18 protein-coding genes and 1 pseudogene are annotated in these 26,910 nt (G+C 66.8%); 6 read left to right on the forward strand and 13 right to left on the reverse strand.

Annotation, left to right across the window (positions count from 1 at the left end; translation table 11 throughout):
• Window positions 1–71: 71 nt before the first annotated feature.
• A complete protein-coding gene (locus LZC94_09150; GenBank protein ID WXB17434.1) occupies window positions 72–965 on the forward strand; it encodes a cyclase family protein in 894 nt (297 codons plus the stop codon).
• Window positions 962–1,267 (forward strand): hypothetical protein, encoded by a 306-nt coding sequence (locus tag LZC94_09155; GenBank protein WXB17435.1) that lies wholly within the window; start codon window positions 962–964, stop codon window positions 1,265–1,267. Before LZC94_09150 ends, LZC94_09155 begins: the two co-directional genes overlap by 4 nt.
• Here the strand turns inward: LZC94_09155 and LZC94_09160 are convergent.
• Complete coding sequence (locus LZC94_09160; GenBank protein ID WXB17436.1) at window positions 1,188–2,234, reverse strand: AraC family transcriptional regulator; 1,047 nt, start codon at window positions 2,232–2,234, stop codon at window positions 1,188–1,190. The two genes, LZC94_09155 and LZC94_09160, sit on opposite strands and share 80 nt — an antisense overlap.
• A 235-nt stretch (window positions 2,235–2,469) precedes the next feature.
• Between LZC94_09160 and LZC94_09165 the strand changes: the two genes are divergently transcribed.
• The 3 genes from LZC94_09165 to LZC94_09175 all read left to right on the forward strand — a co-directional run bounded on the left by LZC94_09165 (window position 2,470) and on the right by LZC94_09175 (window position 6,623).
• Window positions 2,470–4,158 carry a carboxylesterase family protein gene (locus tag LZC94_09165; GenBank protein ID WXB17437.1) on the forward strand — a complete coding sequence of 563 codons (1,689 nt, stop codon included), beginning with the start codon at window positions 2,470–2,472 and terminating at the stop codon, window positions 4,156–4,158.
• A gap of 121 nt (window positions 4,159–4,279) precedes the next feature.
• Window positions 4,280–6,256 carry a long-chain fatty acid--CoA ligase gene (locus LZC94_09170; protein WXB17438.1) on the forward strand — a complete coding sequence of 659 codons (1,977 nt, stop codon included), beginning with the start codon at window positions 4,280–4,282 and terminating at the stop codon, window positions 6,254–6,256.
• Window positions 6,257–6,269: 13 nt separating this feature from the next.
• Complete coding sequence (locus LZC94_09175) at window positions 6,270–6,623, forward strand: hypothetical protein (protein ID WXB17439.1); 354 nt, start codon at window positions 6,270–6,272, stop codon at window positions 6,621–6,623.
• Window positions 6,624–6,824: 201 nt separating this feature from the next.
• On the opposite strand, the gene LZC94_09180 is transcribed toward LZC94_09175, so the two are convergent.
• The 12 genes and pseudogenes from LZC94_09180 to LZC94_09235 form a co-directional block, all read right to left on the reverse strand.
• Window positions 6,825–8,606 (reverse strand): GYF domain-containing protein, encoded by a 1,782-nt coding sequence (locus LZC94_09180; GenBank protein WXB17440.1) that lies wholly within the window; start codon window positions 8,604–8,606, stop codon window positions 6,825–6,827.
• A gap of 217 nt (window positions 8,607–8,823) precedes the next feature.
• Window positions 8,824–10,593 (reverse strand): response regulator, encoded by a 1,770-nt coding sequence (locus LZC94_09185; protein ID WXB17441.1) that lies wholly within the window; start codon window positions 10,591–10,593, stop codon window positions 8,824–8,826.
• Window positions 10,594–10,667: 74 nt separating this feature from the next.
• Window positions 10,668–11,768 (reverse strand): tRNA guanosine(34) transglycosylase Tgt, encoded by a 1,101-nt coding sequence (tgt, locus tag LZC94_09190; GenBank protein ID WXB17442.1) that lies wholly within the window; start codon window positions 11,766–11,768, stop codon window positions 10,668–10,670.
• 29 nt (window positions 11,769–11,797) lie between these two features.
• The gene (gene queA, locus LZC94_09195) at window positions 11,798–12,910 is read right to left on the reverse strand and encodes a tRNA preQ1(34) S-adenosylmethionine ribosyltransferase-isomerase QueA (GenBank protein ID WXB17443.1); all 1,113 of its coding nucleotides are present in this window, start codon (window positions 12,908–12,910) and stop codon (window positions 11,798–11,800) included.
• 40 nt (window positions 12,911–12,950) lie between these two features.
• Window positions 12,951–13,355, reverse strand: coding sequence for a response regulator (locus LZC94_09200; protein WXB17444.1), 405 nt, complete (start codon window positions 13,353–13,355; stop codon window positions 12,951–12,953).
• Window positions 13,356–13,644: 289 nt separating this feature from the next.
• Entirely contained in the window at window positions 13,645–15,006 is a 1,362-nt protein-coding gene (locus LZC94_09205) for a sigma-54 dependent transcriptional regulator (GenBank protein WXB17445.1), read from the reverse strand.
• Between the two features lie 209 nt (window positions 15,007–15,215).
• A complete protein-coding gene (locus LZC94_09210) occupies window positions 15,216–17,195 on the reverse strand; it encodes a TIGR04551 family protein (GenBank protein WXB17446.1) in 1,980 nt (659 codons plus the stop codon).
• Between the two features lie 125 nt (window positions 17,196–17,320).
• A complete protein-coding gene (locus tag LZC94_09215; protein WXB17447.1) occupies window positions 17,321–17,884 on the reverse strand; it encodes a MerR family transcriptional regulator in 564 nt (187 codons plus the stop codon).
• A gap of 288 nt (window positions 17,885–18,172) precedes the next feature.
• Window positions 18,173–18,457, reverse strand: a pseudogene (locus tag LZC94_09220) (integration host factor subunit alpha).
• A gap of 148 nt (window positions 18,458–18,605) precedes the next feature.
• Window positions 18,606–20,180: a glycosyltransferase gene (locus tag LZC94_09225; GenBank protein WXB17448.1), complete on the reverse strand. Its 1,575-nt coding sequence runs from the start codon at window positions 20,178–20,180 to the stop codon at window positions 18,606–18,608.
• Between the two features lie 98 nt (window positions 20,181–20,278).
• On the reverse strand, window positions 20,279–21,640 hold the full coding sequence (locus LZC94_09230) for a hypothetical protein (protein WXB17449.1): 1,362 nt from the start codon (window positions 21,638–21,640) through the stop codon (window positions 20,279–20,281).
• 89 nt (window positions 21,641–21,729) lie between these two features.
• Complete coding sequence (locus LZC94_09235; GenBank protein ID WXB17450.1) at window positions 21,730–23,451, reverse strand: protein kinase; 1,722 nt, start codon at window positions 23,449–23,451, stop codon at window positions 21,730–21,732.
• Between the two features lie 426 nt (window positions 23,452–23,877).
• Between LZC94_09235 and polA the strand changes: the two genes are divergently transcribed.
• Window positions 23,878–26,622, forward strand: coding sequence for a DNA polymerase I (gene polA, locus LZC94_09240; protein ID WXB17451.1), 2,745 nt, complete (start codon window positions 23,878–23,880; stop codon window positions 26,620–26,622).
• Window positions 26,623–26,910: the final 288 nt, after the last annotated feature.

Here is a 26,910-nt window from a genome sequence, read left to right on the forward strand (position 1 = left end):
GTAAGGAATGCTTACATGAGGCGTAAAATAATCTACCTTTTATTGAGCGTCCGTTTCGCCAGAATCGCAGCATGACCGAGCATCGTGCAGCGTTCGACTTTCGAATCACCTTCACCAACGGGGGCGATCTGGCGGGGACGGGCTTCCGCATCGACATACCCCGGCCCGACGTCACCCCCGAGGAGGTTGGCCAGCTTCTGGTGAAGAGCCTCGGTCTGCTCATGGCCGGCGACGTCGAGCTGCGGAACCTCTCCATCTTTCCGGAGGCCCACAAAGGCTCGCGCACGGTGGACGCTCCCGCGGTCCGGCGCCGCTTGGTCGAGTTGAGCCACCCCATCGCCCACGGCATGATCACGTACCCGGGCCTGCCGGCGCCGGAGATCTCCGATCACCTCACGCGCGACGCGTGCGAGACCTCGTACGGGCCCGGCGTGCGCTTTCAAATCGGCCGCATCTCCATGGTGGCCAACACCGGAACGTACGTGGACAGCCCCTTCCACCGCTTCGACGACGGCGCCGATCTCGCGCGCCTCCCGCTGGAGCGGCTCGCCGATCTCGAGGGCGTGGTCGTTCGCCTCGCGGGCTCGCGCCGCCGCGGCATCGAGGCGAGCGAACTCGCACCCTACGACGTGGCCGGGCGCGCGGTGCTCTTGCACACGGGCTGGGATCGTCACTGGGGCACCGATGCCTACGGCGTGGACGCGCCCTTCCTCACCAAGGGCGCCACGGAGTGGCTGATCGCAGAGGGCGCGGCGCTGGTGGGCATCGACTCGGTCAACATCGACGACATGGGCGATCGCTCCCGCCCCGCGCACACGGGGCTCTTGCGCGCCGGCATCCCCATCGTCGAGCACCTGCGCGGCCTCGATGCGCTGCCGCCGAGCGGCTTTCGTTTTCACGCGGCGCCGCCGCGCGTGGAGCGGTTCGGCACCTTCCCCGTGCGGGCGTACGCGGTCATACCATGAGCACCACCATCGCCGTGATCGGCTGGCTGAGCGCCGCCATCCTCCTCAGCGCCTATGCGTTGGTCTCCATGCGCAAGCTGGAGAGCGATGGGGCGACGTACCAGGTCCTGAACATCGTGGGCAGCGTGGGGCTCGCGACCAACTCCGCGGCCATGGGCGCGTGGCCCTCGGTGGTGACGAACCTCATTTGGATCGCCATCGGCCTGGTGGCCTTCGCCCGGATCATCCCGTCGCTTTTACGGGGATGGCACCTCCGAGGCCTCGCCGGTATTCGGCGGGGGTCTGACCGGTCCAGCGCTTGAACACCTTGAAGAAGGTGGTGGCGTCGCGGTAGCCGAGGCGGAAGGCGATCTCGGTCATCGTGAGCGTGCGATCGCTCAAGTACGCGCAGGCCGACTCGCGCCGCGCCGACTCCAGGAGATCTTTGTATCTTACACCCTCTTCCGAGAGGCGCCGGCGCAGGGTGCTGGGGGTGGTGGACAGGCGGCGCGCGATGCGGGTCATGGCCGGCGCGCCGCTTCGAAGCTCCTCGCACACGGCGCGCCGCACCTCATCGCAGGTGCTGGCGCGGCCGAGCTCCGACAGCATGCTCTCGGCTTGCTGGCCGATCAAATTGGCCAGGGTGGGATCGGCGCTGCGCGGGCGAAGCGCGAGCACCTCGGGCTGCATCAAGATGCCGTACTCGGGGGCGGAGAAGCGAAGGGGCGAGGAGAAGGCCTGCTCGTACGGGCTGCGATCGCGCGGCGAAGGGCAGCGGAGCCACAGCTCCCGCGACGGCAGCGCGGCGCCGAACAAGAAGCGGCTCGCGCGCGCGATGATCCCGATGACGTACTCGCTCATGATGCCGAGCAGCGGCTCGGGCCAATCCATGGTGAGCCGCCACAGGGAAAAGGCGCCGCAGGGATCCAGCCGGAAGTTGAACGAGTCGTCGATGAGCCGCGCGTAGCGGTTGGTGACCAGGATGGCATCGCCGACGGTCGCGCTGGAGCGCGCCGCATATTCGATCACCGCAAAGGTCTCGGGGCGAACGTAAGCTGCAAAGGCGAGACCCAGCGCCGGTCGATCGCAGGTGCCGCGAATCGAAAGATAGATGTTCGCCGCGCGCGAATGCGGCACACGAAGCGTAGGGTTGCGCAGCGCATCTTCGGTGTACCCGCCGTGCGCCAAAAGGGCATTCGGGTCTTTTCCGTGCGCCCGCAAGAAATCGATGACCGGCCACAACGCAGGGGCCGCGATCGTCGGTTCTCGCTCGACTTTTCCGACGGTCATCTCTGAAATCTTAGCGCCGCAAACGCATTGCCAACGCGAGAATCGCATTTCAACGCACTGCGTCGTTCGACGAGCGCGCACGGGTGACTACGTGCTCGCCATTGCCATGGCGCTCAAAAGATTGGCGATTCCACCCACGCCCGGAGTCTGCAATCGCCCGCCGAGTCGCATTCGGTAACTTCCTTCTTGGGTTTTAGGTCCTCGTTGGGAGCGACGCGGGACGACGGAGGGATCCATGATGCGATTTTTCATCCTGACAAGCTTGGCTGCAGCGCTCATTGGCTGTTCGGGCGACGGGACGACCGCCGACGGTGCCATTCGGAGCGAGCTCGATCCAAGCGACCCCGGCGCCAGGCCGGAGGCATCGAACGCCCAAGGCACAACCAATCCGGTGGTCATGACCAACCGGGGGGCAGTTCGCGGCAAAATCGATCGAGGGGTGCCGACCTTCCTGGGCATTCCCTTTGCGAAACCCCCCGTGGGCTCGCGGCGCTTCAAGGCACCGGAGCCGCTCGACGCGAACTGGGAGGGCGTTCGCGACGCGACCGAGGGGGCCAGCGCGTGCCTCCAGCTTCTGCCGCAAAAGGGCACCTTCGGTAGTGAGGATTGCCTCTACCTCAACGTGTTTACGCCGCCGAATGCGACGGCCGGGGCCAAGAAGCGCGTGATGTATTGGCTCTTTGGCGGCGGCTTCACCATCGGCGCCGGCGATCAGGACCTCGTCTTCGATGGAACGGGGAACCTCTACCACGGCGCGACCTTCGCGAAGGAGCAAGACGTGGTGGTGGTGACCATGAACTACCGGGTCGGAGAGCTCGGATTCACGGCCCACCCGGCGCTCTCGGCCGAAGATCCGCACGGCTCCTCGGGCAATTACGGGACGCTCGATCAGATCGCAGGCTTGCAGTGGGTGCGCGACAACATCGCCAACTTCGGCGGCGATCCGAACCAAGTGACCATCTTCGGCGAGTCGGCTGGCGCGGTGAGCGTGGGGCATCTTTTGGTCTCGCCGCTGGCGGCGGGCTTGTTCCACGCCGCCATCATGGAGAGCGGCGGCATCGGCGTGGCGCCGCGGGCGCGAAGGTACGCGCAAGGCCAGGACGTGGTGACGCGCGAAGGGTGCGCGGGCGCCAAAGACGTCCCCGCGTGCCTGCGCCATGTGCCGGGCTTCCACTTTCTCAACCCGCTCGGCAATGGCTTGGCCATCACCGAGCTTTTCCTGAAGGGGGTGCGCGAGGGGCGCATGTGGCAGCTCTGGTACGGGCCCAATGTCGACGACTACGCCTTCACCAGCGACGATCCGTACAAGATCATGCGCGAAGGGAAGCACAACAAGGTGCCGCTCATCGTGGGCAACAACTCCGATGAGGCGGCGCTCGTCCCGCTGCTCGGAGCGGATCTCGTCTCGTACGAGGCCGCCCTCGATTTGGTGGCGGGGCCGTTTGCGGCGGACGCGAAGAAGATGTATCCCTACTTCAATCCATTCCCGAATGGCCGCCGCGCCATCATCGATGCTGGAACGGACATCATCTTCGGATGCGACGAGCGCCGGGTGGCGCGCAATGCCATCAAAGGAGGGAGCTCCGCCGTTTACCGTTACGTTTGGACACACGGTTATCGCGCGCCGCACGTCCTTTCACTCCTCGATGGCGCCTTTCACGCCGCCGAGTTCCCCATCGTGTGGAACACCACCGACGCGTTCCTCTATTCGCAAACCTCGGCCGAGCGCCTGCTGGGGACGCGCGCGCGCTCGTACTGGACGAACCTGATCACCGGCAATCCCAATACCGCTAGCGCGCCCGCGTGGCCGAAATACGATCTCGAGACCGAAAAGACGATGATCCTCGATACCACCGTCACCACCCGGAGCAAACACCGCGACAGCTTCTGCAATTACTGGGATCAGGCGCTCAATCAAGAATAGCACGTTCGATCGTTCACCGGCCTTCGGGCCACGTTGAGCTTTTTGCCCATTCCGCTGTCCATCCCGATCCCGGGGCTTTACGAGGCTGGGGTCGGGGGCGGGAGGGGGAGGGATTTCGAGAATGTTCGAGAAGACGGATACGAAGTTGCTCGAGCGTGAATCGGTCGCCAGAAGGCCGGCGATCGCCATCACCCCGCATTGTAAGACGTTGCCCGAGTTGTTCCTCACGCGCGTGGCCAAGACGCCCGACAACGTGGCGTGGAAGCGCAAGTCGGGTGGAAACTGGATTGGCTCCACCTGGGCCGAGTTCTACGAGGCGGCGGCCTCGTTTGCGACGTGGCTGCTCGACGCAAAGCTGAACATCGGCGACAAGATCACCATCGTCGGGAGCACGCGGCCCGAGTGGTGCGTGGCCGACATGGGCGGGCTCTTGGCGGGCGCGGTAACGGTCGGCGCCTACCCAACCTTGGCGCCCGAGCAGCTCGCCTACATTTTGGAGCACTCCGACAGCCGCTTCATCATCGTCGAAGATGCGGAGCAGCTGGAGAAGGTGCTGGGCGCGCTGCCCCGCCTGCCCAAGGTCGAGGCGGTGCTGGTGTGGGAGACGCGCGGCCTGGAGCGGGTGATGGCGGAGGAGCCGCGGGTGCGTCCCTTTTCCGACTGCATCCTGTCGCGGGTCGACCGCGCGCGCATCGAGACGCGCGTGTCGCAAATCGACGAGAAGAACACGGCCATCATCGTCTACACCAGCGGGACCACGGGGCCGCCCAAGGGGGCGATGCTCTCCAACCGCAACATCGTGGCCCTGCTCACGGGGCTCAGCATGATCCCGCTGGCGGAGGGCGACATCTGTCTGAGCTTCCTCCCGATGGCGCACGCCGCTGAGCGCATCGTGGGGCACTACGTGCGCATCAACTACGGGACGGCCACCGCGTACGCGACCAGCACCTCGGCGGTGATCAACGAGCTGCGCGAGCTCCGGCCCTCGCTGTTCGGCAGCGTGCCGCGCATCTTCGAGAAGGCGTACGCGCGCATTCAAAACGAGGTGGCCAAGGCGCCGCCGCTCAAGCAGGGGATCTTTCGCTGGGCGGAGCGGGTGGCGGAGAGCACGGTGGCGCATTGGCAGGAGGGCAAGCCGATCCCGCGAACCTTGCGCCTTCAGTACCAGCTGGCCGATCGCCTGGTGTACCGCAAGCTGCGCGACATCTTCGGCGGGCGGGCGCGCTTCTTTTTGACGGGTGCGGCGCCCATCCCCAAGAAGATCCTGGAGTTCTTTTGGGGCATCGGCTTTCCCATCTACGAGGTGTACGGCATGACGGAGGCGACGGCCGTCACCCATATGAATCGGCCGGGCGGGGTTCGGCTTGGCTCGGTGGGGCGGGTCGTCGACTTCGTGGAGGAGAAGCTGGCGCCCGACGGCGAGATCCTGGTCCGCGGCGATGTGGTCTTTCAGGGGTACTACAAGGCGCCCGAGGCCACGGCCGAGATCATCGACAAGGATGGGTGGCTGCACACCGGGGACATCGGCAAGTACGACCGCGATGGGTACCTCTACATCATCGACCGCAAGAAGCACCTGATCATCACGGCCGGTGGCAAGAACCTCACGCCGAGCAACATCGAAAACGAGATCAAGTGCGAGGACTCGATCATCAGCCAGGTGCATGCGCACGGCGATCGGCGGGCGTACGTCACCGCGCTGGTGTCGATCAGCCCCATCGAGGGGATCGAGTGGGCGGTGCAAAAGGGCCTGGTGGAGCGCCCCGACATCTCCGAGCGGATGAAGAAGGCGCTCCTCGACAACCCGCTGTCGCAGCCCGAGGGGTTGGATGCGCTCATGAAGCGGCTCACCATGGAGGCCGACGTTCGACGGCGCATCGCCGAGGCCGTGCGCCGCGGCAATCAAAAGCTGTCGCGCGTGGAGCAGGTGAAACGGGTCTACATCCTGGACCGGGAGTTTTCGCTGGACCGGGATGAGATTACGCCGACGTTGAAGATCAAGCGGAAGAACGTGGAGAAAACGTTCGGTAGCGTGTTCGATCGGCTCTACGAGGATCCCTCCTTTGGCATCTCCGTCTCGGAGGCCGCGGAGAGGTGATACGGTGGGAGCCGTGGGCTCCAGCTCGTTTAGCTCGTTCATTCACGTCGAGGTCGAAGAGCACGATGCGCTTCCCAACGGGTGCAGCATGCGCTTCCACGCCACCGGCGAGCCTGTCGCCGTGCATCGCGTCCGTTACGAAGCCGAAGACGGACGCGATGGCATGTGGCGCGTGCACGCCCAAGGTGCGGATGGATCGGCGACGCGCGCGATGGCGGTGTCCGTGGATGATTCGGGCGCCGGATCGTGCACGTTGATCTATGCAGGCGAGCGCGGCGAGCACGGTCTGCGGCTCACGCCCGAAGACGGCGGCGAGCCCATCGCGGAGCCGTACCTGCTCGTGTCGCCCGACGCCGTGATCGCGTGACGGCGCGCTCGCGTCATGCTCGGTCACCAGCCCGTACACGTTCCCGTGACGCTCCGGCCGAGCGGCCGTCGTGGGCCTCTTCGAGACCCCCGCACCCGTTCCCGAGAGAAATCGGGAAGGGGATGGGAACGAGCACGGGAGCGCGAGCGCCGTACGTGAACGCTTTGGCGCTCCCGTGATCGAAGAGGTGTCGCGGCGCCGTTACTGGCGCACGAACTTGAACGGAATGTTGACGGTGGACGGACCGCCCGTGGCCGGGAACTGCCAGCTTCGCACGGACGTCTCGATGCACTTGGCGATGGCCGGCTCGTTGCCGTCGGAGCTGGCGCTGGTCACCTGACCCTGACCGTTGATGGTCATGTGCACGGTGACGCTCACCACCGATTGCTGGGCCTGTCCGCGCTCCCAGCAGTTGCGGCGCACGCCCGCCGAGTGCTGGTTCATCACGGCGCGGATCTGTTCCTCCGAGAGCGAAGCTCCGCCGCCCGGCTGGTTCGTGGGGCCGCTCGTGGTGCTCGGACCGGTGCTGCTGCCTCGGATGAGATCGCCGAGGTCCGCCACTTTTCCGCCGGTCGACGCGGGGGGCGGCTTCGGCGGGGTCGTCGTGGGCTTGGGGGATGACGGGGCCGGCTTGTTATCGGCCACCGCGCTGGGCGGCGTCGTCGTCTCCGGCAGCTCGATGTCGGCGGAGGCCGACGGCGGCGGGGCAGGGGGTGTCGAGGCGGCCGGCGGCGGGGTGGCCGCTTGCGCCGTGGGCTGCGCCGCGGGCGTCTGTTGGGGCTGCCGGAAGATCACGATGGCCGCCGTGATGCCAAAGGCCGCCGCCAGCGCCACCATGGCGATCGGAATCCAGGGAGGCCCCTTCTTTTGCGCCGGCTCCTCGGTGGCCAACATGGGCGGACCGAGGGACACGGAGGAGCGATCGCCGGATGCCGCGGCCGTGGTGGTGAAGCTCGGCGCCGTGCTGCTGGTGCTGCCCGCGGCGAACGGCGAGATGACGCTGCCCGACGCCGGTGAGATCTGCACGCTCAGCGGCGCGCGCGCCATACCCGGGCCGGGGGTTCCCGGTCGAAATGGATCGCTGAAGCTCGCGTCGGCCGGCGAATCGGCCGTGACGATGGGGAGCGCAAAGGGATCGACGCCACCGTCCACGGCCTCGGGCGGAACGGGCGACGTTCGCAAGGTCTGCTGCGGGAGCGCGTTGGCCGAGAACTCCGTCGCCTCCGGATCTTCCAGCTTTTCGGCGGCCGCGTTGCGCGGCGCGAACGGCAAGACGTTGCTCCGCCCCGTCACCGGGCGGCTCACGCCCGTGCCCGAGCCCGTGACCGGGCGCGGCGCGTAGCCTTTGGGCGGCGGCGGTGTGCTTTGCCGCACGTCGCCGGTGACCGCGAGCGGAGGGCGCCCGCTCTGCGCGGCCTCGCGCACCAAGGCGAGCAGCTCGGAGTACGCCTTGACCGGCCGCCACTCCTCCATGCCCTCTTGCCAGACCAGCGAGTCTTCCGTCACCGCCCCGAGGGAGGCCTTGCGCCGCAGCTCCGCGATGCGAACCGGGCCCACGGGCACCCCGTTGATGGCCACGTACCACTCGCGCAAGCCTGTGATGTCGCGCAGCGCGGGATCATCCTTGGCGATGCTCTTTTGAAAGGCGCCCGCCAGCGCGCCCGATCCGAGCGACGCTTCGGATGGTGTCGGCGGCGGCGTGATGACCGCGCGCGGCACGGCCGGCTTCTTGGCCGCGGCCAGCCCGGTGAGGGCGCCGCCCTTGGAGTTGCTCCCATCGATGGGCCGCGGCGCCGTGCCCGGACGGCTCGATGCCGGGCGCGGCGTTGCCTGCGTCGGGTGAGCACCGGAATGCGCCGCCAGCTGCGCGGCCATCCGCGCGGAGTCCGCGCGCACCGTGGGCGCCGGATCGGCGGCCGCGGCCGGGTGGGCACCGCTTCCGGCAGCTGGGGCGAGGTGCCCCGCTTGCGACGGGCCCTCCATCCGCGACTCCTTCGGCATACTGCGCGAAACACTCGTCTCAGTGACTTCAGCCCGCACTTCAATCATATGGCCGCACTTGCGGCATTTCATTCGCACAGTTTTTCCGGCGACCTTGTCGTCGGAAATTTGGTACTTGGCCTTGCACTGCTCGCAGAGAAACTTCACGAAAGGTCCGTGGAGGTTACCGATACTGGTTTTTGGTGGCGAGAACGTTTCGTCACAGTAAGTTCATCAGTCGTTCCTTCACTTGGGCTCGCGTCTCGGTGTCGGGAGCGACTTGGATGCACCGTTCCCACACCTCGACGGCCTTGTGTCGGAAGCCTGCCTTCTCGTAGAGCACCGCGAGGTTCTTCAGCGCTGCAAAGTTCTTCGGATGCAGCTCGATAGCGCGCTCGAGCTCGTGGATCCCTTCGTAGATAGCCCCTTTTTTCCCGTAAAGCAGCGCCAAGTGGAAGTGTAGCCGATACGCGAGCGGATCGATCTCGATACCGCGGCGAAGTGACGCGATGGCGTCGTCGATGTGCCCTGCGCGGTACGCTGCGACGCCTTGCTCGAGCATTTTTTCAGCGTCGGCGCTCATGGCCTCCACGCCCCGCTCGGGGTGCACCGAGCGCCGTGTGTCGCGTTCGGTGAGGGCGCGCGACACGGCATCCACCACCTCGTGGATGCGGAATGGCTTCTCGATGTAGGCGGCGATGCCGTAGTTGTCCTTCAGGTCCTGCGCAATCCGCCAGCCGCGGTAGACCGCGCTGACCATCACGATGGGGATCGCGCCGTATTTTTCGCTCCCGCGGATGCGCCGCGCGATGTCGAACCCGTGGAGCTCGGGGAGCATGGCGTCGAGCACGATGAGGTCGGGTACCTGTTCTTTGACGGTGCGCAGCGCCATGAAGCCTCGATCGGCTTCGATGACCCGATACCCCCGCTCCTGCAGCACCCTGCGAAGCATGAATCGAATCTCTTCCTCGTCGTCCACGACCAGGATGGTTTTTGCCGCAGGCCCGCCGCTCGAGGCGCCCGGCTTCGCGTTCGGATGGGGCGCTCCGCCCGAGGCGTCCGAGTGGTTCGTCGCCGGCCGCGCCAGGGTCGAGGGCGCAGCTTCGTCGTCGCCCATCGGTGGAAGCTCGATGTGCGCGGGTGGGGGCTCGTCCACACGAGAGGCATCGGGGCTCATGAGCCCGAACTCCATGGTCGACAACTGCGCATTCGATGAAACCCGCTGCATGGCGTCATCCACCACCACCGGCGGCGCTTCGTCTGCGGCCACCACATCCGGTTCGGTGGTCGGGGCCAGCCTCTCCGGGGGCGCGGGCGGCTCGAACGCGCGCGGCGAGGTTTGACGTGCCCTCGCCGGCAGAGGTGGAGCCGGTGGAGCGCCACCCGAACCCGCGCCCGCACTTACCTGAGGAGACGACGGAAGAGGTGGCGGCGGTGCGGGAATGGGCGGAACGGGCACCGCGGGCGCGATGCCCAGGCGCACCAAGGTTTCGCGCGGCACGCGTGGGCCCAGGTAGTACGATTCACCCGCGACCCGGGCCCCGTAGGCGGCCGCGATCGTCCGCCGCAACGGGTAGGCCAGGGCGACGTAGGCGTACACTTTTTTTCCGGTGACGAACTCGAGCTCGTCGATGCCGCGCTTGTCGGCCGGATTGGCGGTCGCCACGAAGAGGCGCTCGCCGCGCACGAGCACCGGCAAAATGAGCTGCGATTCCGCGAGCTCCCGCGGGATGATCGTCACGTGCTCCAGCAGGATGGCCAGCTGGCGAAGCTCGATGCCCGGCACCCCGAACTGCTCGGAGAGGGCGCGCAGCGCGTCTTCTTCACGCACGATTCCGCGCTCGACGAGGAACGATGCCAGCGGCATTCCGCTCCCACCACCGCTGCCCGACTGCCGTTGATCGCGCAGGGCCTGGGAAAGAACCTCGGGCGAGATGAGTTTGCGGGCGAGAAGGATGCTTCCAAGCGGCTTCTTCTCCTCGTTCGCCATCGGAGGAGAATCGTACACCATGGCGGCCCGCCGCCGCGACCCGCTTACCCGCTTGCTCGCTTCCGATGCGCCGCCTACAGCTCCATAGCCTCGAGGGAGCGCCGCTTGAACGAAGCGTAGGTCCCCTCCGAAATCGCCGCGCGCGCTCCGGCCACGAGCTCGCCGTAGTAGTGGAGGTTGTGCAAGGTGAGGAGCCGAAGCGCCAGGATCTCCCCCGACAGGTACAGGTGCCGCAAGTACGCGCGGCTAAAGCCACCGCGGCAAGCTGCGCACCCACATTGGGGGTCGATCGGTCCGGGATCGCGCGCGTGGCGTGCGTTCTTGATGATGAGACGACCGAAGCGCGTGAGCGCCTGCCCGTTGCGCGCGTTTCGCGTGGGCAGGACGCAGTCGAACATGTCCACGCCGTGCTCGATGCCCACGAGCAGATCGCGCGGGGTCCCCACGCCCATGAGATAGCGCGGCCTCTCCGGATCGAGGCAAAATGCGACCTCCGCGAGCGTCTCGTGCATGCGCTCGATGGGCTCGCCGACGGAGAAGCCCCCCAGCGCCAGCCCGTCGAAGCCGCCACCCACGTCGAGCGCCGCGAGCTCCTCGGCGTGCGCCTTTCGCAGATCGGGAAAGCATGCACCCTGCACGATTCCGAAGAGCGCTTGCGCCTCGGGCCTGGGCGATGCGAGCGCGCGCTTGGCCCACCGGGTGGTTCGCGCCACCGCCTCTTCGACGGTGGCGCGCGGTGACTCACCGGGCGGGCACACATCGAGCTGCATCTGAATATCGGCCCCGATGAGGCCCTGCACGCGCACCGCCTCCTCGGGCGTGAGGTGCCCCTTTCGTCCGTCCAAGTGCGAGCGAAAGGTGAAGCCCTCCTCCGTCAGCTTGGTGAGGCTCGAGAGCGAGAACGCTTGAAAGCCCCCCGAGTCGGTGAGCATGGCGTGCGGCCAGCGCGAAAATCCGTGCAGCCCTCCCAGCTCCGAAATCGTCTCCGGGCCCGGCCGCATCCACAGGTGGTACGTGTTGCCGAGCACGACGCGGGCCCCCGTCGATGCCACCTCCTCGGGCGCCAAGGTCTTGACGCTCCCCTGCGTCCCCACGGGCATGAACGTCGGCAAATCCACGTCGCCGTGCGGGGTCGAGAGCACGCTCCGCCGCGCGTGCCCGTCGTAGGCGAGCACGCGAAACCCTAACCCACGCGCGTGCGGCTTCACGAGGGGTCCTGCGCGAGCGACAACATCATCGCGTCCCCGTACGAAAAGAACCGATACCCCTCGCGAACCGCATACCGATACGCCTCGAGCACCCGTTCATATCCGCCGAACGCGCACACGAGCGCAAGCAAGGTCGAACGCGGCAGGTGAAAATTCGTCACCAGCTGGTCCACGATCCGAAACCGGTACCCCGGCTGAATGAGCAGCCGCGTCTCCCCCCGCGTGGCGAGCACCCGCCCCCGCTCCGCGTGAAAATCCGGATCGACCGCGCTCTCCAGCGCCCGCACCACCGTGGTCCCCACCGCCACCACCGGCGCGCCCCGATCGCGCGCCTTCGCGATGGCCGCCGCCGTCGTGCGCGAGATCTCGAACGTCTCGGAGTGCATCGGGTGCGCGTCGAGATCGTCCACCATCACCGGCTGGAACGTCCCGAGCCCCACGTGCAAGGTCACGCTGGCCAGCTCGCACCCGCGCACCGAGAGCCTCCCCAGCAGCGCCCGCGACAGATGGAGCCCCGCGGTGGGCGCGGCGAGCGCCCCCGGGACGCGCGCGAACACGGTTTGATACCGCTCTTGATCGAGCGCCTCGTCCTCGCGCTTGATGTACGGAGGGAGCGGCACGTGCCCCGCGGCCGCGAGCTCGTGCTCCGTCGACTCCTTCGTCAGGCTGCTGAGCCCCACCTCGAGCAAGCCATCTTCGCCGCGCCCGAAGAGGTGGATGCGCACGTTTCCTGCGATGACGTCGCTGCCGAATCGAAAGGGCTTCGATGCTTTGCCCATCGCGTGCCACACGTCGACCTCGCGCGTCCCGCCGCCGGGGGTGGGGATGGCCCGCTTCTCCGCGAAGCGCACGAGAAAGATCTCCACCTTGCCGCCGGTGTCGGCCTTCTGCCCGAGCAGCCGGGCCGGGATCACCCGCGTATCGTTGACCACCACCAGCGCGCCCTCGGGGATCGCGTCCGCCAGATCGGCCACCGTGCGATCCTGAAACGCCGTATCGGGCGAATCGCGCGGGGGCACGACGAGCAAGCGCGCCTGCTCACGCTCCGGCGTTGGATACTGAGCGATGCGGTCCGGCGGGAGGTCGTAGTCGAAGACGTCGATTCGCAAGGCGCGCGGACACTAATACTGGCCCCGCGCGAGCGGTGCCTTAATTGCCAGAGGCGCGGCGGAATTGGCGCGCGCTCTCCGGGCTCGAAGCGAGCTTGGCGCGTAAGAACTCGGCGAGCTCGTCGAGGCGGTAAGGCTTGGGCACGAAGCCGACGACCCCGCAATCGGCGCGGAGCAGCTGGCGCTCGCTGAGGTGGTACGCGCTGGTCAGCACCACGCGCATCTTCGGGTAGAGGCGGGTGAGGCGCCGCGCCAGCTCGATCCCGTTGATGCCCGGCAGCATCAGATCCACGATCGCGATGTCCGCGGGTGACACCAACAGCGAGGCGAGCGCCGCTTCGGCGTCCAGCGCGGTGGTCACTTCGAATCCCTCGAGCCTCAAGCCGAGGGCCAATGCCCGTCCTTGATTGACCTCGTCATCGACGACAAGAACCTTCGCGCTCAAGGACACCTCTCAACCTCCCACGTTCGAACCCGTTCGAAACCGCGTAGCGCGCGCTACACGATAGGGATCCTCTGCAGGTCGCAGAGGCCCGCCCCCTTGACCTTCCGAACTCGGAAGGCTCGAGGTCCCACGATTTTCAATGCCGCTCGGTCAGCAAGATCGATGCCGTCAAGATTGCCACGGTTCACCGTGAGAAAAGTTACTTGCACCGTGCAAGCGTGAAATCACGTCGCAAAAATGAAACCCCCAACCGAATTTTGGATGGGGACGTCAGCTCGCGCGCACGCTTCTACTTGGTGTCGAACACGATCCCGAGGCGGGTCATCTTTCGCCACAGCGTCGTGGGCGAGATGGCCAGCAGCTCTGCGGCCTTTTCACGGTTGCCGTCGCTCTCGCGCAACGCGCCCTCGATGGCCGTGCGCTCCGCTGTATCGACCACATCGGCCAAAGCTCGACCGCCGTGGTTGGCGCCCGCATTGGACTCATCGCCGTGGGGCGTCTGGATCAAGTCGTCGGCGGTGATGGTTCCGTTTTGCACGAGCGCGACCGCTTGCTCGACCATGTGCTCGAGCTCCCGGATGTTCCCCGGGAAATCGTAGTGCGCCAGGGCCTCGAGCACGCCCTCGTGGAGGCGGGCGCGCACGCCCATCTTCTTGTTGAACTTCTCGAGGAAGTGCATGACCAGCTCGGGGATGTCCTCGCGGCGCTCGCGAAGAGCTGGCAGCTGGAACCGTGCAACATTCAACCGGTAGTAAAGATCCTGACGAAACCGCTTCTCTTGCACCGCCCGAAGCAGATCCTGGTTGGTGGCGGCGATGATGCGGACGTCGACCCGGATAGGCTTGTTCTCGCCGACCCGGCGGACCTCGTTCTCCTGGATCACGCGCAGCAGCTTGGCTTGGAACGAGAGGGGCGTTTCGGCGATCTCGTCGAAGAAGAAGGTGCCGCCGTGCGCCTCCTCGAAGAGGCCTTTGCGGGCGGAGACCGCGCCGGTGAACGAGCCGCGCGCGTGGCCAAAGAGCTCGCTCTCGAGCAAGGTCTCGGTGATGGCCGCGCAGTTCACGGGCACGAACATGCGATCGCAGCGGCGCGAGTTGGCGTGGATCGCCTTGGCGACCAGCTCCTTGCCGGTGCCGCTCTCGCCCGTGATCAAGACGATGGCGTCGGTGGGGGCGATGCGCACGATGCGCCCGAGCAGATCGCGGATGGCGCCCGAGCGCCCCACGATGTTCTCGAAGCGGTAGCGATCCTTGAACTCGCTCGCCAGAAACGCGACCTCGCCGGCCAGCCGGCGGTTCTCCAGCGCCTTGTCGACTTTGACGAGCAGCTCCTGCTCGGTGAACGGCTTTTGAATGTAGTCGAACGCGCCCAGGCGCATGGCCTCCACGGCGCTCTCGATGGTGCCGTACGCGGTCATCACGATGACCTCGGTCATGGGCTGCGCGTCTTTGATGGCGCCGAGCACTTCCATGCCGTCCTTCGTGCCCATCCGCAGATCGGTGAGCACGATGTCGAACGCACCGGTGGCCCCGCGCTCTGCGCCTTCGTCGCCGTCGGCGGCCTCCTCGACTTCGTATCCCGCCCCCTTCAACATCATCGCGAGGGTGGTGCGCATATTGCGCTGATCATCGACGATCAGGATCTTCGGCATGATGACGTGCAGTGTAGACTAGTACGGCGCCCAGAAAATACATGCAGGGGTCCGATCAGGCGCGCGAAAAGTTCGTACCGGACCTTGGTCTTAGGGTCGCGGGCGGCCAGCGCAAGGCGTCGCCCGAAATCGGACGAAAATGAGCCTCGCACCCTAGGTCACCCCGCGCACCCCGAGCCGAGCGCGGTGAGACGCACACCCGTATGGCATCAATAGGCGATGCCGAGGAATAGACGCACCGTGTGTGCGCTCGACGTGCCGAAATCGCCGCCTAAGGTGGCCGGCTCGTTCGGCAGGTGATCCAAGCCGCCCATGGGGAAAAAGACGCCGTACTGGAGCATGGCGAAGAATCCGCCGAGCTTGTCCGGATCGTCGTTCAGGGAGCCGTCCTTGGCTTGGTAGTACAGGCTCAAATCGAGCTCGAGCCCGAGGTCGGCCTTGTGGCCGGGGGCCTGTACGGGCTGGCTCGCCCGGCTCCAGATGGCCGCCACGCTGCCGCCGAATTTCTGGCCGCCCGGGTTGCGGAGGAAGTCGTACTCCACCGAGGGCCGGAAGTAGTACGTGCCCTGCACCCGCGAGAGGATCCGGCGGTGCAAGATGAGGTCGACGTTGTAGGCGGGGTTGAATCGAAAGGTCGAAACCGGCCCGCGGCCGTTGAGCTCGTTCAGGCCATTCCCCGTGGGCTGCAGCGACTGTTGCCACGGATCGCCGCTCGCCCAGCCGAATCCAAACTGCATGCGGAGCTTGTCTTCGACCGCCTTGAACTCGGTCTGGGTGGCCAGACCCCACATGCGGATCTTGGTCGCCTCGACATTGGCGCCGGTGCCCGAGGTGTTCTGGTTGGCCGTGCGGTCGATGCTCCCGTACATGCTCGCGAACTCCGCCTCGAAGCGGAACTTCTTGAAGAGGATCTGAACCCAGAGGTCCGGGATGAGCATCTCGGCGCCGCGGCGCTCCAACCCGTTGTTGGGGTTGACCGCGCCCTGCGCGCCCCGGAAGAACGTCCACGGCGTCTGGGTGACGGGGATGTCGAGGTACTGGTTTCGGTAGAGCGCGTACAAGCCGCCGTTGATGACCACCTGGTTGCGCGAGAGCTGGAGGCGCTGAAGCTCGGGGTTGGTGCGGCGCGCGACGAACAGGGCCCACTCGCCGACGCTGGGCAGGTTCCCCGTGTTGTACGGCTGGCCGCCGTTGACGTCGTAGGCGCTGGCGTTGGTGGGGCCCGTGGACACGAAGTCCCACGCGCCGCCGAAGTACAGATCGAGCGCCTTGAGGCCCGAGGTGAACATGATGCGGTCGACGGTGCTGTGGTAGTCCGCGTCGATGTTGTCGCCGGAGTTCCACAGCATGCCCAAGCCCCAGTGGTGCGGCATGCGGCCGAAACGAAGCTGGCCGACGGGGGTCATGTACTCGCCCCACACCCGCTTCACGTCGACGGAGTTGCGGTAGCTGTTCACGCCCGCCGTGGGCGGTCCTTGGGTGGTGGAGAAGAACCCGAGGGGCGCGTAGGGATTGTTGCCGGCGCCGGACGGACGCATCACATACGCGTCGGGGGTGGAGCCCAGGACCAGATTGTCGAGCATGTCGATCTGCGACATGATCCGCAGGTTGTCCGAGATGTGGAGCTCGGGGTTGATGCGGAACCGCATGTTGGCGGTCGACTGCGTTTTGTCCTGGCAGGGCTCCGGGTTGTTCAAGTCGGAGCCGCAGAGTCGCAGGTCGTGCTGCTGCTGCAGGCCGTTGTAGCTGTTGTCGATCGGCTGCGGCCAAAGGCCCGTCCCCGGGGGATCGTGGCGGCCCAGCGACATATTGTGAAAGAGCTCGCCGCGCGTTCGGAAGTAACCGTGCAGTTCCAGCACCGGGCGGATGCGGCCCCACCAGTCCTCGCTGTACACGTCCTGCGGGCGCGAGCCCACCAAGCCATCTTGCGTGGGGCGCTGCTTGCCCTGATCCGCCAGCTCGCGCTGATCGCTCGCCGGGTCCACGTTCGATCCGGCGCTCGAACCGGGGAAGCTGGACGAGCTCGAGCTCGAGCTCGAGGAGGAGGGAGCGCTGGGGTCGGGTTGGGGAAGGAGGCTCCCGCGCGTGGGCGCGGTGCCCGGTTTTCCAGCTTCGGTGCTCGAGGGAGCCGTGGGAGCGTTCTTATCGTCGCTCTGCGCGTGCGCGCGGGTCGCTGTCGTCGCCGTCAAACCGAGGAGGCTCGAGAGCACGAAAGCAAAAGGCAAAGACCGGGATCGCGGGGAACGCGCGTAACCAAGCATCGTAGGTGGGCCTTGTAACACGCTTGGTTCCACCAGGTGCAGCAGGAAAACGGCTACCACTCTTCGGCTAGGAAGCCTTCGATCTCCGAGCGCAAGTCCACCAGTGCTTGGCGCATCTTATTCCCGGTCAGGTCGATTTCGAATGAGATGGGCGGGGCGGGTGCGACGGGTGCTCCCGATGCGACGGGTGCTGCCGGTGCTCCCGGTGCGGCGGGTGCTGCCGGTGCGACGGGTGCGACGGGCGACACAGTCGAGACGGTGGAGACGCCGGCGTGCTCCAACGATTCCGCCGAGGCGACCGCCAGAGGCTCCTGCCGCGCGGTTGCGAGCTGCTTCTTTGCGCCCGCAATGGTGAAGCCTTCTTTGTAAAGAAGGTCGCGAATGCGCAGCAAGTTCTCGAGATCGCGCCGCGAATAGACGCGCTGACCCTTCGCGCTCTTGGTGGGGCGAATGGTTCGAAACTCGCGCTCCCAGTAGCGGAGCACGTGCGACTCCACGCCGACGATGGCCGCGACCTCGCCAATGCGAAAATAGAGCTTCGATGATTCGATTCCAGCGAGCTCCGCGAGCGGCCGTGGCGCTTCGAGCGATGGCGGCGGGCGGGGGACGAGCGCCACGAGCGGTTACTCGTTGGTGGCGCTCGGGCCTGCGTCCGCGGTGCCCGCTTTACCCGAGGTACCCGAGCTGCTCGCGCTCGCTGGAGGTACAGGCGGCGTAGCGGCCGCGACATCGGCGCCGAGGGTTCCATTAATCGGCGCCGGTGCAGGTGCCGCCGCGGGAACCCGGCTGCTCCCGTCGGACGAACCAGGCGGGGCGGGCGGCGGGATCGACGTGCTGCCATCCGCGCGCGCGCGCGGACTATTGGTGCCGCTGGTGCCGCCGATGGACGCTGCGCCGTCGCGCGGGCTGACGCCGCTCGAGTTCAGCGCCTGCTTCAGGATCTGGCTCGCCTTGAAGGTGAGCACGCGGCGCTCGCTGATCTTGATCGGGTCTCCGGTCTGTGGGTTGCGGCCGGGCCGCTGCCTTTTGTCCCGCAGAACAAAGTTGCCGAAGCCGCTGATCTTGATCTTCTCGCCGCGGCCAAGGGTCTCCTTCATCATCTCGAAGACCAAATCGACGACATCCGCCGACTCTTTCTTGGAGAAGCCGCCTATCGCGTACACCGCCTGGACGATCTCAGCCTTCGTCATGATCGTCTCCACCCCCTGTCAGCACCTACCTCACTCGCCTTCTGGACGGGGCTAGCGTGCCCCAATCCAAAGGATAGTAAACGGCTTTCTTCGATAAGCGCTACCGGAAAACTCGCGCCTGGGGAAAATGGTTCAGCTCGGAACGCCGTTACTCGGGGATGGCTGCGTCCGCTGCGCTGGCAGCGAACTCACGCATGCTATCCGGGGCTTGCGCAAGAGCTGGCGCTTCGGCGGCCGCCTTGCGGCGCGCCATCTGTTCGCTGGCCACCAGGGACGCGACATAGCCGTAGCCGAAGGTGAAGAGCATCGCGAACGGCGTGGCGAACCAGTGGCCCGTCTCGATCGAGGCGACGGTGCTCGCCAGCGAGAACAAGCAGAGCCCCACCTCGACCATGGGCAGATCGGCGCGGGCGCGGTAGCGCGGGCTGCGCGCGGCCGGCGTGCCGACCTCGATGCCCTTCTTGGGGGTGCGCACGAACTCGCCCGCCATCGAGCCGAGCCCCTCGAGCACCGCTTTTGAGAGGTGCGGCGCCAAGCCTGCGCCGAGCGCCAGGAGCGCCGGGAGCTGCTTGAGCGCGTCGATGCGACGGCGACCTTGGGCGGCCTCCGCCATGGCGTAGAAGGCGGCGAGCGAGCCGGTGGTGCCGATGCACAGAGGCAGGTCGATGAGCAGCATGGTCTGCGGGTTGGTGGCCGGCATCAGCACCAACGCGGGCAGCAGCAAGAGGCTCAAAAACACCATGAGCGGGTAGGCGAAGTGCGGCGTGAGGTGGAAGAAGGCCTCGACCCGCTGCGAGAGCGTGAGGTTCGACGTCATCACGCGCTTCATCAATTTGCGCGAGGTCTGCACGGTGCCCTTGGCCCAGCGGAACTGCTGCGCGCGGAAGGCGCTCACGTCCTCCGGGAGCTCGGCGGGGCTCACCACGTTGTCGCGGTAGACGAACCTCCAGCCCGCGAGCTGCGCGCGGTAGGAAAGATCGAGATCTTCGGTGAGCGTGTCGTGCTGCCAGCCGCCGGCGCTGGCGATGGCTTCTTTGCGCCAGATGCCGCCGGTGCCGGAGAAGTTGAACAGCCAGCCCGCGGCCATGCGCGCGCGGTTCTCGACCAGGTGATGGCCGTCGAGCATGAGCGCCTGCACGCGGGTGAGCAGCGAGTAGCCGCGATTGAGGTGGCCCCAGCGCGCCTGCACCATGCCCACCTCGCGATCGAGGAAGTCGGGGACGACCTGCTCGAGGAACTCGGGCTGCGGCAAAAAGTCGGCGTCGAAGATGGCGATCAGCTCGCCCTTGGCCACCTTGAGGCCCGCGTCGAGCGCGCCCGCCTTGTAGCCCGTGCGATCGACGCGATGGATGTACGCGATGTCGAGCGAGGGATCCTTGGCCACCAGATCGGCCACGTGGTCGCGCACCAGGGCGCGCGTTTCATCGGTGGAGTCGTCGAGGACCTGGATCTCGAACAGCTCGCGCGGATAGCGGATGTTCACCACGTGGTCGAGCAGACGCGTGGCGACCGTTGCCTCGTTGTAGAGCGGGAGCTGAATGGTGACGTGCGGCAGTTTGTCGTGTTTGGTCACGTAGTCCGCGAGCGTGGGCGCGTTGTCGCGCATGGCGCGCAGCTTCTTTCGGTGGCGGATGACCGTGAGGACCAAATGCGAACGATGCAGGCCGTACATCGCGAGGCATAGCAAGACGACGAAGTATGCCGCGCAGAGAAACAGGTACATGCCCTGGAGCTAAGCACCCGTCGCCCTACACTTTGTCATCAACTTGTAAATCGTTGCACGTCGTTGTCTTGCTGCGTCATTCGCGGAACGTTTCAGCCTTACGGAAGGCTTGGCGGGGGAGGCATGGCGGCGGCGCTCTTCGCGGCGTCGGCGCGCTTATCGAGGTTGATATCGAAGTACCCGCCGAGGCCGAGCATCCACAGCGCGTGGCTCTCGTTGTCGTTCAATTTGGAGCCGGAGACGCTGGTGCCGGTGCTGCCGAAGGAGCCCACGCCCAAGTCGATGCGCGGCACCAGCCGCAGGACGTTGCCGGCCTTGAAGTGCATGCCGATGCCGACCAGAAACTCCGCGCTGTTGGCGTCGGTGTTGCGCTTGACGCCCGCGGCGGTCTGCTCGACGGAGAAGCTTCGGTAGCCCACGCCGATGTCGCCGAGGAAGGCGAAGCCGTCGGGGTTGGTGATGATGCCGAACTTGCCGCCCGCGAGGAACGAGGAGGCGGAGTTTTTGATGCCGCCCTCGCTCTTGTCGCCGTACTTCGCAGCCTCGAGCACGACGCTGAAGTAGAAGAGGCGCGCGAAGCGGATGCCGGCCTCGCCGCCGAAGGCCACGCCCGTGCTCGCGATGTCGCCCATGGCGACGCTGGTGCCGCTCACGACGTAGTTGCCCGATGCAAAGGCGGCCCCCAGGCGCGGGCCGAGGAAGATGCTCGTGCGCGAGCGCAGATCCACCGCCTTCGCTCGCTCTTCGGTGGTGTAGACGGGGGGCTTGTCGGGGGTGGCGCCCGCGGCCCCGGGCTGCCCGGAGATGGTGACGTAAGGGCTGCTCCCGCCGGCGCCGGCCGGGCCATAAATGACGCCGCCGGTGCTGATCAAGGTCAAGGTGACGGGCTTGCGTTCACGCTCCTTGATCTCGACCGTCTGCTCCGCGCGCGTGTAGCCGGGCGCGCTGGCCGCGATCTTGTGCACGCCCGGGTTGATGGGCCGCGAGACACCGACCAGCGCCGCGTTCAGCGGCTGCTCGTCGATGGTGACCGTGAGGGTCGGCACTTGAGGAGGCGCGACGTCGATCTTCAGCTCGGGGACGCGGGGCTCGACGGTCTTCATCTCCTCGCGCCCTTGCTCGACGGCTTGCACGAACACGGGCGGCGGGTTCGGCGGGAGCGGGTAGCGCTGGAGCGCGCGGTACATCTCCACCGCCTCGACCAAGTGACCGAGGGCCGCGTGGCACTCGGCGATGCGCAGCATGTTCGTGGGCGCGTTCACCACGGCGTTGGCGCGCGTAAAGTGATCGAGGGCGCCTTCGAACTTGCCGTTGTTCTGCAGCTCCACGCCCCGACGAAAGAGATCGCGCGCGGCCGCGCGATCCATGTCGCTGACCGGCTGGGCGAGGGCGGAGGAGGAAAGAGCGAGGGTGCCGAACGCGAGCGCGATCGTAAGAATGGACAGATGGGTTTTGCGCATGCGGGGTGCGGGTGCAGGTGACGATGAAGAAGATGAAGAAGATGATGAAGACGAAGACGATGAAGAAGCGATGAATCGGGGGTGACGAATCAGTAACCCGGGTTGTCGTCGGCTTTTCCGGCGGACGAGGTATGCGTCTTTCGGGGCGGAGGCTCGCTGGGGGGATGCGCATCCGGCCCTGGGGAGGACGCGGGGGGCGTGGTCGCCGTGCCCGTGGGATTCTCCTTCGAAGGCTTCGTTCGCGAGCGGGTGGTGCTCTTGGCCGCCGCCGGCGAGGTGGCGGAGGCGGCGCCGGCTTCCGAAGCTTTTTCGGCCATGGCCGCGGCTTCGGCCGCAGCCTTGTCGGCCATGATCGCCGCGCTGTCGGCGGCTTTGGTGGCCAGGCCCTCCGCGCGTTCGGCTGCTTTTTCGGCGGCCAACGCGGCCCGCTCGGCGGCTCGGTCGGCCGCGGTCGCGGCTTTCTCCGAAGCTCTCTCCGCCGCCGCCGCGGCCTTCTCGGAAGCTCGGTCGGCCGCGGACGTGGTTTTCTCCGAAGCGCGATCGGCGGCGGCTTGCGCCTTCTCCACCGTCTTGTCGGTCGCGGAGGCTCCAGCCCCAACCAGGGACGGGTGCCGCGCAGCGGCTTTGGCCTTGTCCTCCGTGGAGGGGCTCATGCGAAACGCGATCACCATGAGGACGATGGTCGTGACCACGCCCACCACGATCCCCAAGACGAGGGTGACCGAGGAGCTCTTGCCCCCGCGCGGCGTCGATGCGGCCAACCCCGTGGCCGTGACATTGGGGCGCGCCGAGGCATACGGGACGGCCGCCGTGGCGCCCGGACCCGGTGTCTGCACGCCATAGTTGGGCGGCGTGGCATGGGCCGGGGTGTGGTGCTGTGGATACGGTGGTGTGAAAGCTTGGGCGGCGGGCGGGGCGCTCGGCACCGTCTGGGGGCGATCGCCCGGGAACGAGGGTGAGGAGCGGAACGCGGGGTCGAGCTCGCGCCCGCTGGCCCCGGAGCTGGGGTTGCGGCGAACGCTCACCCCCGACAGATAGGCGAGGGCATCGGCCATCTCCGCCACATTGGCAAAGCGCCGCGCGGGCTCGCGATCGAGGGTGCGGGCGAACCATGCGTCGAACGACTGGGGAAGACCCGGCAGCACGTGCGAGGGGACCGGGAGCGGGGCCGTGCAGATCTTCACCAACAGATCGCCCAGCGACTCGCCCTCGAAGGGGAGCACGCCGGTCACGCACTTGAAGACGATGACCCCGAGGGACCACACATCGGTGCGGTGATCGATGTCGCGCAGGCCCCGCGCCTGCTCCGGGGACATGTAGTACGGCGTGCCGAGGACCGCGCCGGTCTTGGTGCTGTTCGACAGCGTTTGATCGGTGCTGCGGATCTTGGCGATGCCGAAGTCGAGGACCTTGGCCACCTCCTCGTCGTCGTCGGTCGACTGGGTGAGGAAGATGTTCTCCGGCTTCAAATCGCGGTGGATGATGTGCTCGGAGTGCGCGCGGGTCAGGCCGCGGGACACCTGGTGCAGGATGCGCGCGACGTCTTGGAGCGGCATGCGCCCGAGGCGCTCGAGGCGCTTATCGAGCGGCTCGCCCTCGAGCAGCTCCATGACGATGTACGGCTTGCCGTCGGGGGTGACCCCGTGGTCGAAGATCTTGATGAGGTGCTTCGACTGAATCTTGGCGGCCGCCTTGGCCTCGTTGTCGAAGCGGCTGCGCGCCTCTTTGCTGTCGGCGTACTCTTTTTCGATGAACTTGATGGCGACGCGCAGACCCAGGGTCTCGTGACGGGCCTCCCAGACGGAGCCCATTCCACCACGGCCGATTAAGCCGACGAGCCTGTACTTGTCGGCGATAAGGGCAGCGGAAGGGGGCGGGGAGCTTGGCGTCTTCGACATCTCGGCATCTCGAGGCGCATCGCGCAGAAAATCGATTCCAAGCGCAAGGGCGGTTGCAGCGTATCTCGGCGGCGACCCCACGTCCACCTGCGCGGCGTGGATGTGAGCAATGTCCGCGCCAACGCGTTCATGCTTGCTGGAATTGGGGGCTGGCTTCGACGATGTGAATTTTTACGAGGGAATCCTACGGACCGCGCGGGCGTTTTCTTCCAGCCCGCGCGGGATGCTGCGAACCATGGGCGTTCGCCGTGACGTTGGCTTCGCTGTGGCGTAATCAAAAGTGCACGGTGGGGGAGTCGCCCGCTTGCGGTGAACGCTCCGTCACGTAGGGTGGCGCGCATGGCCATTGCCAGCGCAGTCCTTCCGCCCTCCGCCGCCCCCGGCGTTCTCTATCTGATCGACTTGTCAGGGTACGTGTTTCGCGCGTACCACGCTATCGCACCTCTGTCCTCCTCCAAGGGGGAGCCCACGCACGCGGTGATGGGGACGGTGAACATGCTGCAGAAGGTGGTGAACGATCGCCGCCCCGAGATGCTCGCCGTGGCCATGGACTCGCGCGGCCCCAACTTCCGCCGCGACATCGACGCCCGCTACAAGTCCCACCGGCCGGCCCCGCCCCCCGATCTGAGCACCCAGATGGCGCGCTGCGAGGCCATCGTCAAGGCGTACAACATCCCCATCTACCAAGCCGAGGGCATCGAGGCCGACGACCTGATCGCGTGCGTGGTGGCGCGCGCCCGCACCAGCGGCATGCGCGTGGTCATCGTGAGCGCCGACAAAGACTTGATGCAGCTGGTCGACGACGAAAAAGACGATGTGGTGCTCTGGGACTCCATGCGCGACAAGGTGTACGGCCCCGCGGAGGTGCGCACCAAGTTCGGCGTTCCGCCCAGCCAAGTGCGCGATCTGCTCGCCCTCACCGGCGACACGTCGGACAACATCCCCGGGGTCCCCAGCGTGGGTCCCAAAACGGCGGCCGACCTCTTGACGGAGTTCGGCACCCTCGAGGGCATCTACGCGGGCCTGTCGACCATCAAGAAGAACAAGCTGCGCGAGGCGCTGACCAAGCACGAGGAGGACGCCCGTGTGAGCCAAAAGCTGGTCACCTTGCGCTCGGACTGTGAGATCGCCTGGGATCCGGCCCATCTGCGCTACGGCGGGGCCGACAACGCGGCGCTGCGCGAGCTCTTCCTGGACTTGGAGTTTCATCGCCTGCTCGACCAGCTGCAGGTGGCGGTGGCCGTGGAGCGCAACTACCAGAGCGTGCTCGATCCGGCGGGCCTGGCCAAGGTGCTCGACGCGGTGCGCGCGAAGAAGCGACTCGGCTTCGATCTGATCCTGAGCGATCCCGATCCCATGCGGGCCGCCATCGTGGGGGTGGCCCTCTCGAGCGAGCCGGGCGACGGCCACTACGTGCCCATTTCGCACCGCTACCTGGGCGCGCCGCCGCAATTGACGTGGGAGACGGTCAAGGAGGCGATGGCGCCGCTGTTCGCGGATCCGGCCATCGTGAAGACGTCGCACCATTTGAAGCTGGCGCACCTGGTGCTCGCGCGCCACGGGATCCGGGTGGAGGGCGCGGCCTTCGATACGATGCTGGGCGCGTACTTGCTCGATCCGGACGCGCCCGGCTCGCTGCGGGAGCTGGCGCGCAAGACGCTGGGGATCGAGCTCGCCGTGTACGGGGAGAAGAAGCCGGCCACGGGGGCGGCCGGCGCGGGCACCTCGACGGCGAAGGGGAAGGGGGCGCCGGTGCCGTTCGACAATTTGCCAATCGACGAAGCCACGCCCTTTGCGGCGGCGGAGGCCGAGGTGTGCGTGACCTTGGCCAGCCGGTATGCGCCGAGCCTGGAGCGCGAGGGGCTCTCGAGCCTCTTCCACGAGGTGGAGCTGCCGCTGGCGCGGGTGCTGGCCGACATGGAGCGCGCGGGCGTGCTGCTCGACGCGAGCGTCTTGGAGGCGCTGGGCAAGCGGGTGGAGGTGGAGCTCCGCAACCTGGAGGCCCAGGCGAAGGAGATCGCCAAGGCCGATTTTTCGGTGCGGTCGCGCGATCAGCTCGAGAAGATCTTGTTCGACGAGCTGAAATTGCCGGTGCTCAAACGCACGCCCAAGGGCGGGCGATCCACCGACGCCGAGGTGCTGGAGGAGCTGGCGGAGAAGCACCCGCTGCCCAAGGTGGTGGTGGAGTTTCGCGAGATCGACAAGCTGAAAGGCACGTACATCGACACCTTGCCGCGCGCGATCAACAAGAGCACGGGGCGCATTCACACGCGCTTTCACCAGACGGTGGCGGCCACCGGGCGCCTGGCGTCGAGCGATCCCAATTTGCAGAACATCCCCATCCGCACCGAGCTCGGTCGCGAGATCCGCGCGGCCTTCGTGGCGCCGCCTGGGCACCTCATCGTGAGCGCCGACTACTCGCAGATCGAGCTCCGGGTGCTCGCGCACCTGTCCGAGGATCCGGAGCTGATCGCGGCTTTTTCGAGCACGAAGGAGGACGTGCACACGCACACGGCGTCGCTCGTCTTCGACGTGCCGCGCGACCAAGTCACCGCCGAGATGCGCCGGCGCGCCAAGACCATCAACTTCGGCGTCATCTACGGCATGGGGGACTCGGCGCTGGCGCGGCAGCTCGATATCACGCGCGCCGAGGCCGCGAGCTTCATCGAGGCCTATTTCCGCAGGTATGCGGGGGTCGCGCGCTTCATGGAGGAGACCATCGCCGCCGCCGGCAAAGGGGAGGCGGTGCGCACGTTGCTCGGGCGCCGGCGCTTTTTGCCCAACCTGCACTCGGCCAACCGCGGGCTGCGCATGGAGGCGGAGCGCGTGGCCAAAAACACGCCGATTCAGGGGACGGCGGCCGACATCCTCAAGCTGGCGATGGTCAAGCTGGGGACGAAGCCCGTCGCCCCCGGCGCCACGATGATCCTCACCGTGCACGACGAGCTGGTGTTCGAGGTGCCCGAGGCGCACGTCGGCGAAGCCATGCGCCGCATCCGCGAAGAGATGGAGGGCGCCATCACGCTCCGTGTGCCGCTGGTGGTCGATATTGGCAGCGGCAAGAACTGGAATGAGGCGCATTAGCGAAATGCTGAGCCAATGCGGGGGCCGGTTGGCCCTGAGAGACACGCGATCACGGAAAGCATGATCGGGCTGTCAGGGAGCAAGGGGGCGATCCCCGCGATCCCGACCCGCGGGTGGACAGGCAGTCCGCCCCCGGGCTAGTGTCGCCAGACCGTTTTTTCCGCCAGATCCGAAGCGCGGCAGGCTAAAGCAGGAAAAGCAGGCACAACCATTTCACGAACGGCCGCGAATTTGCCTGGCAGTTCGGGTTTCTCTTTCAACCCCACTTCGTTCTAAAAGAGTCGTCCC

The sequence above is a fragment of the Sorangiineae bacterium MSr11954 genome (assembly GCA_037157815.1).
Taxonomy (GTDB): Bacteria; Myxococcota_A; Polyangia; order Polyangiales; family Polyangiaceae; genus Pendulispora; species Pendulispora albinea.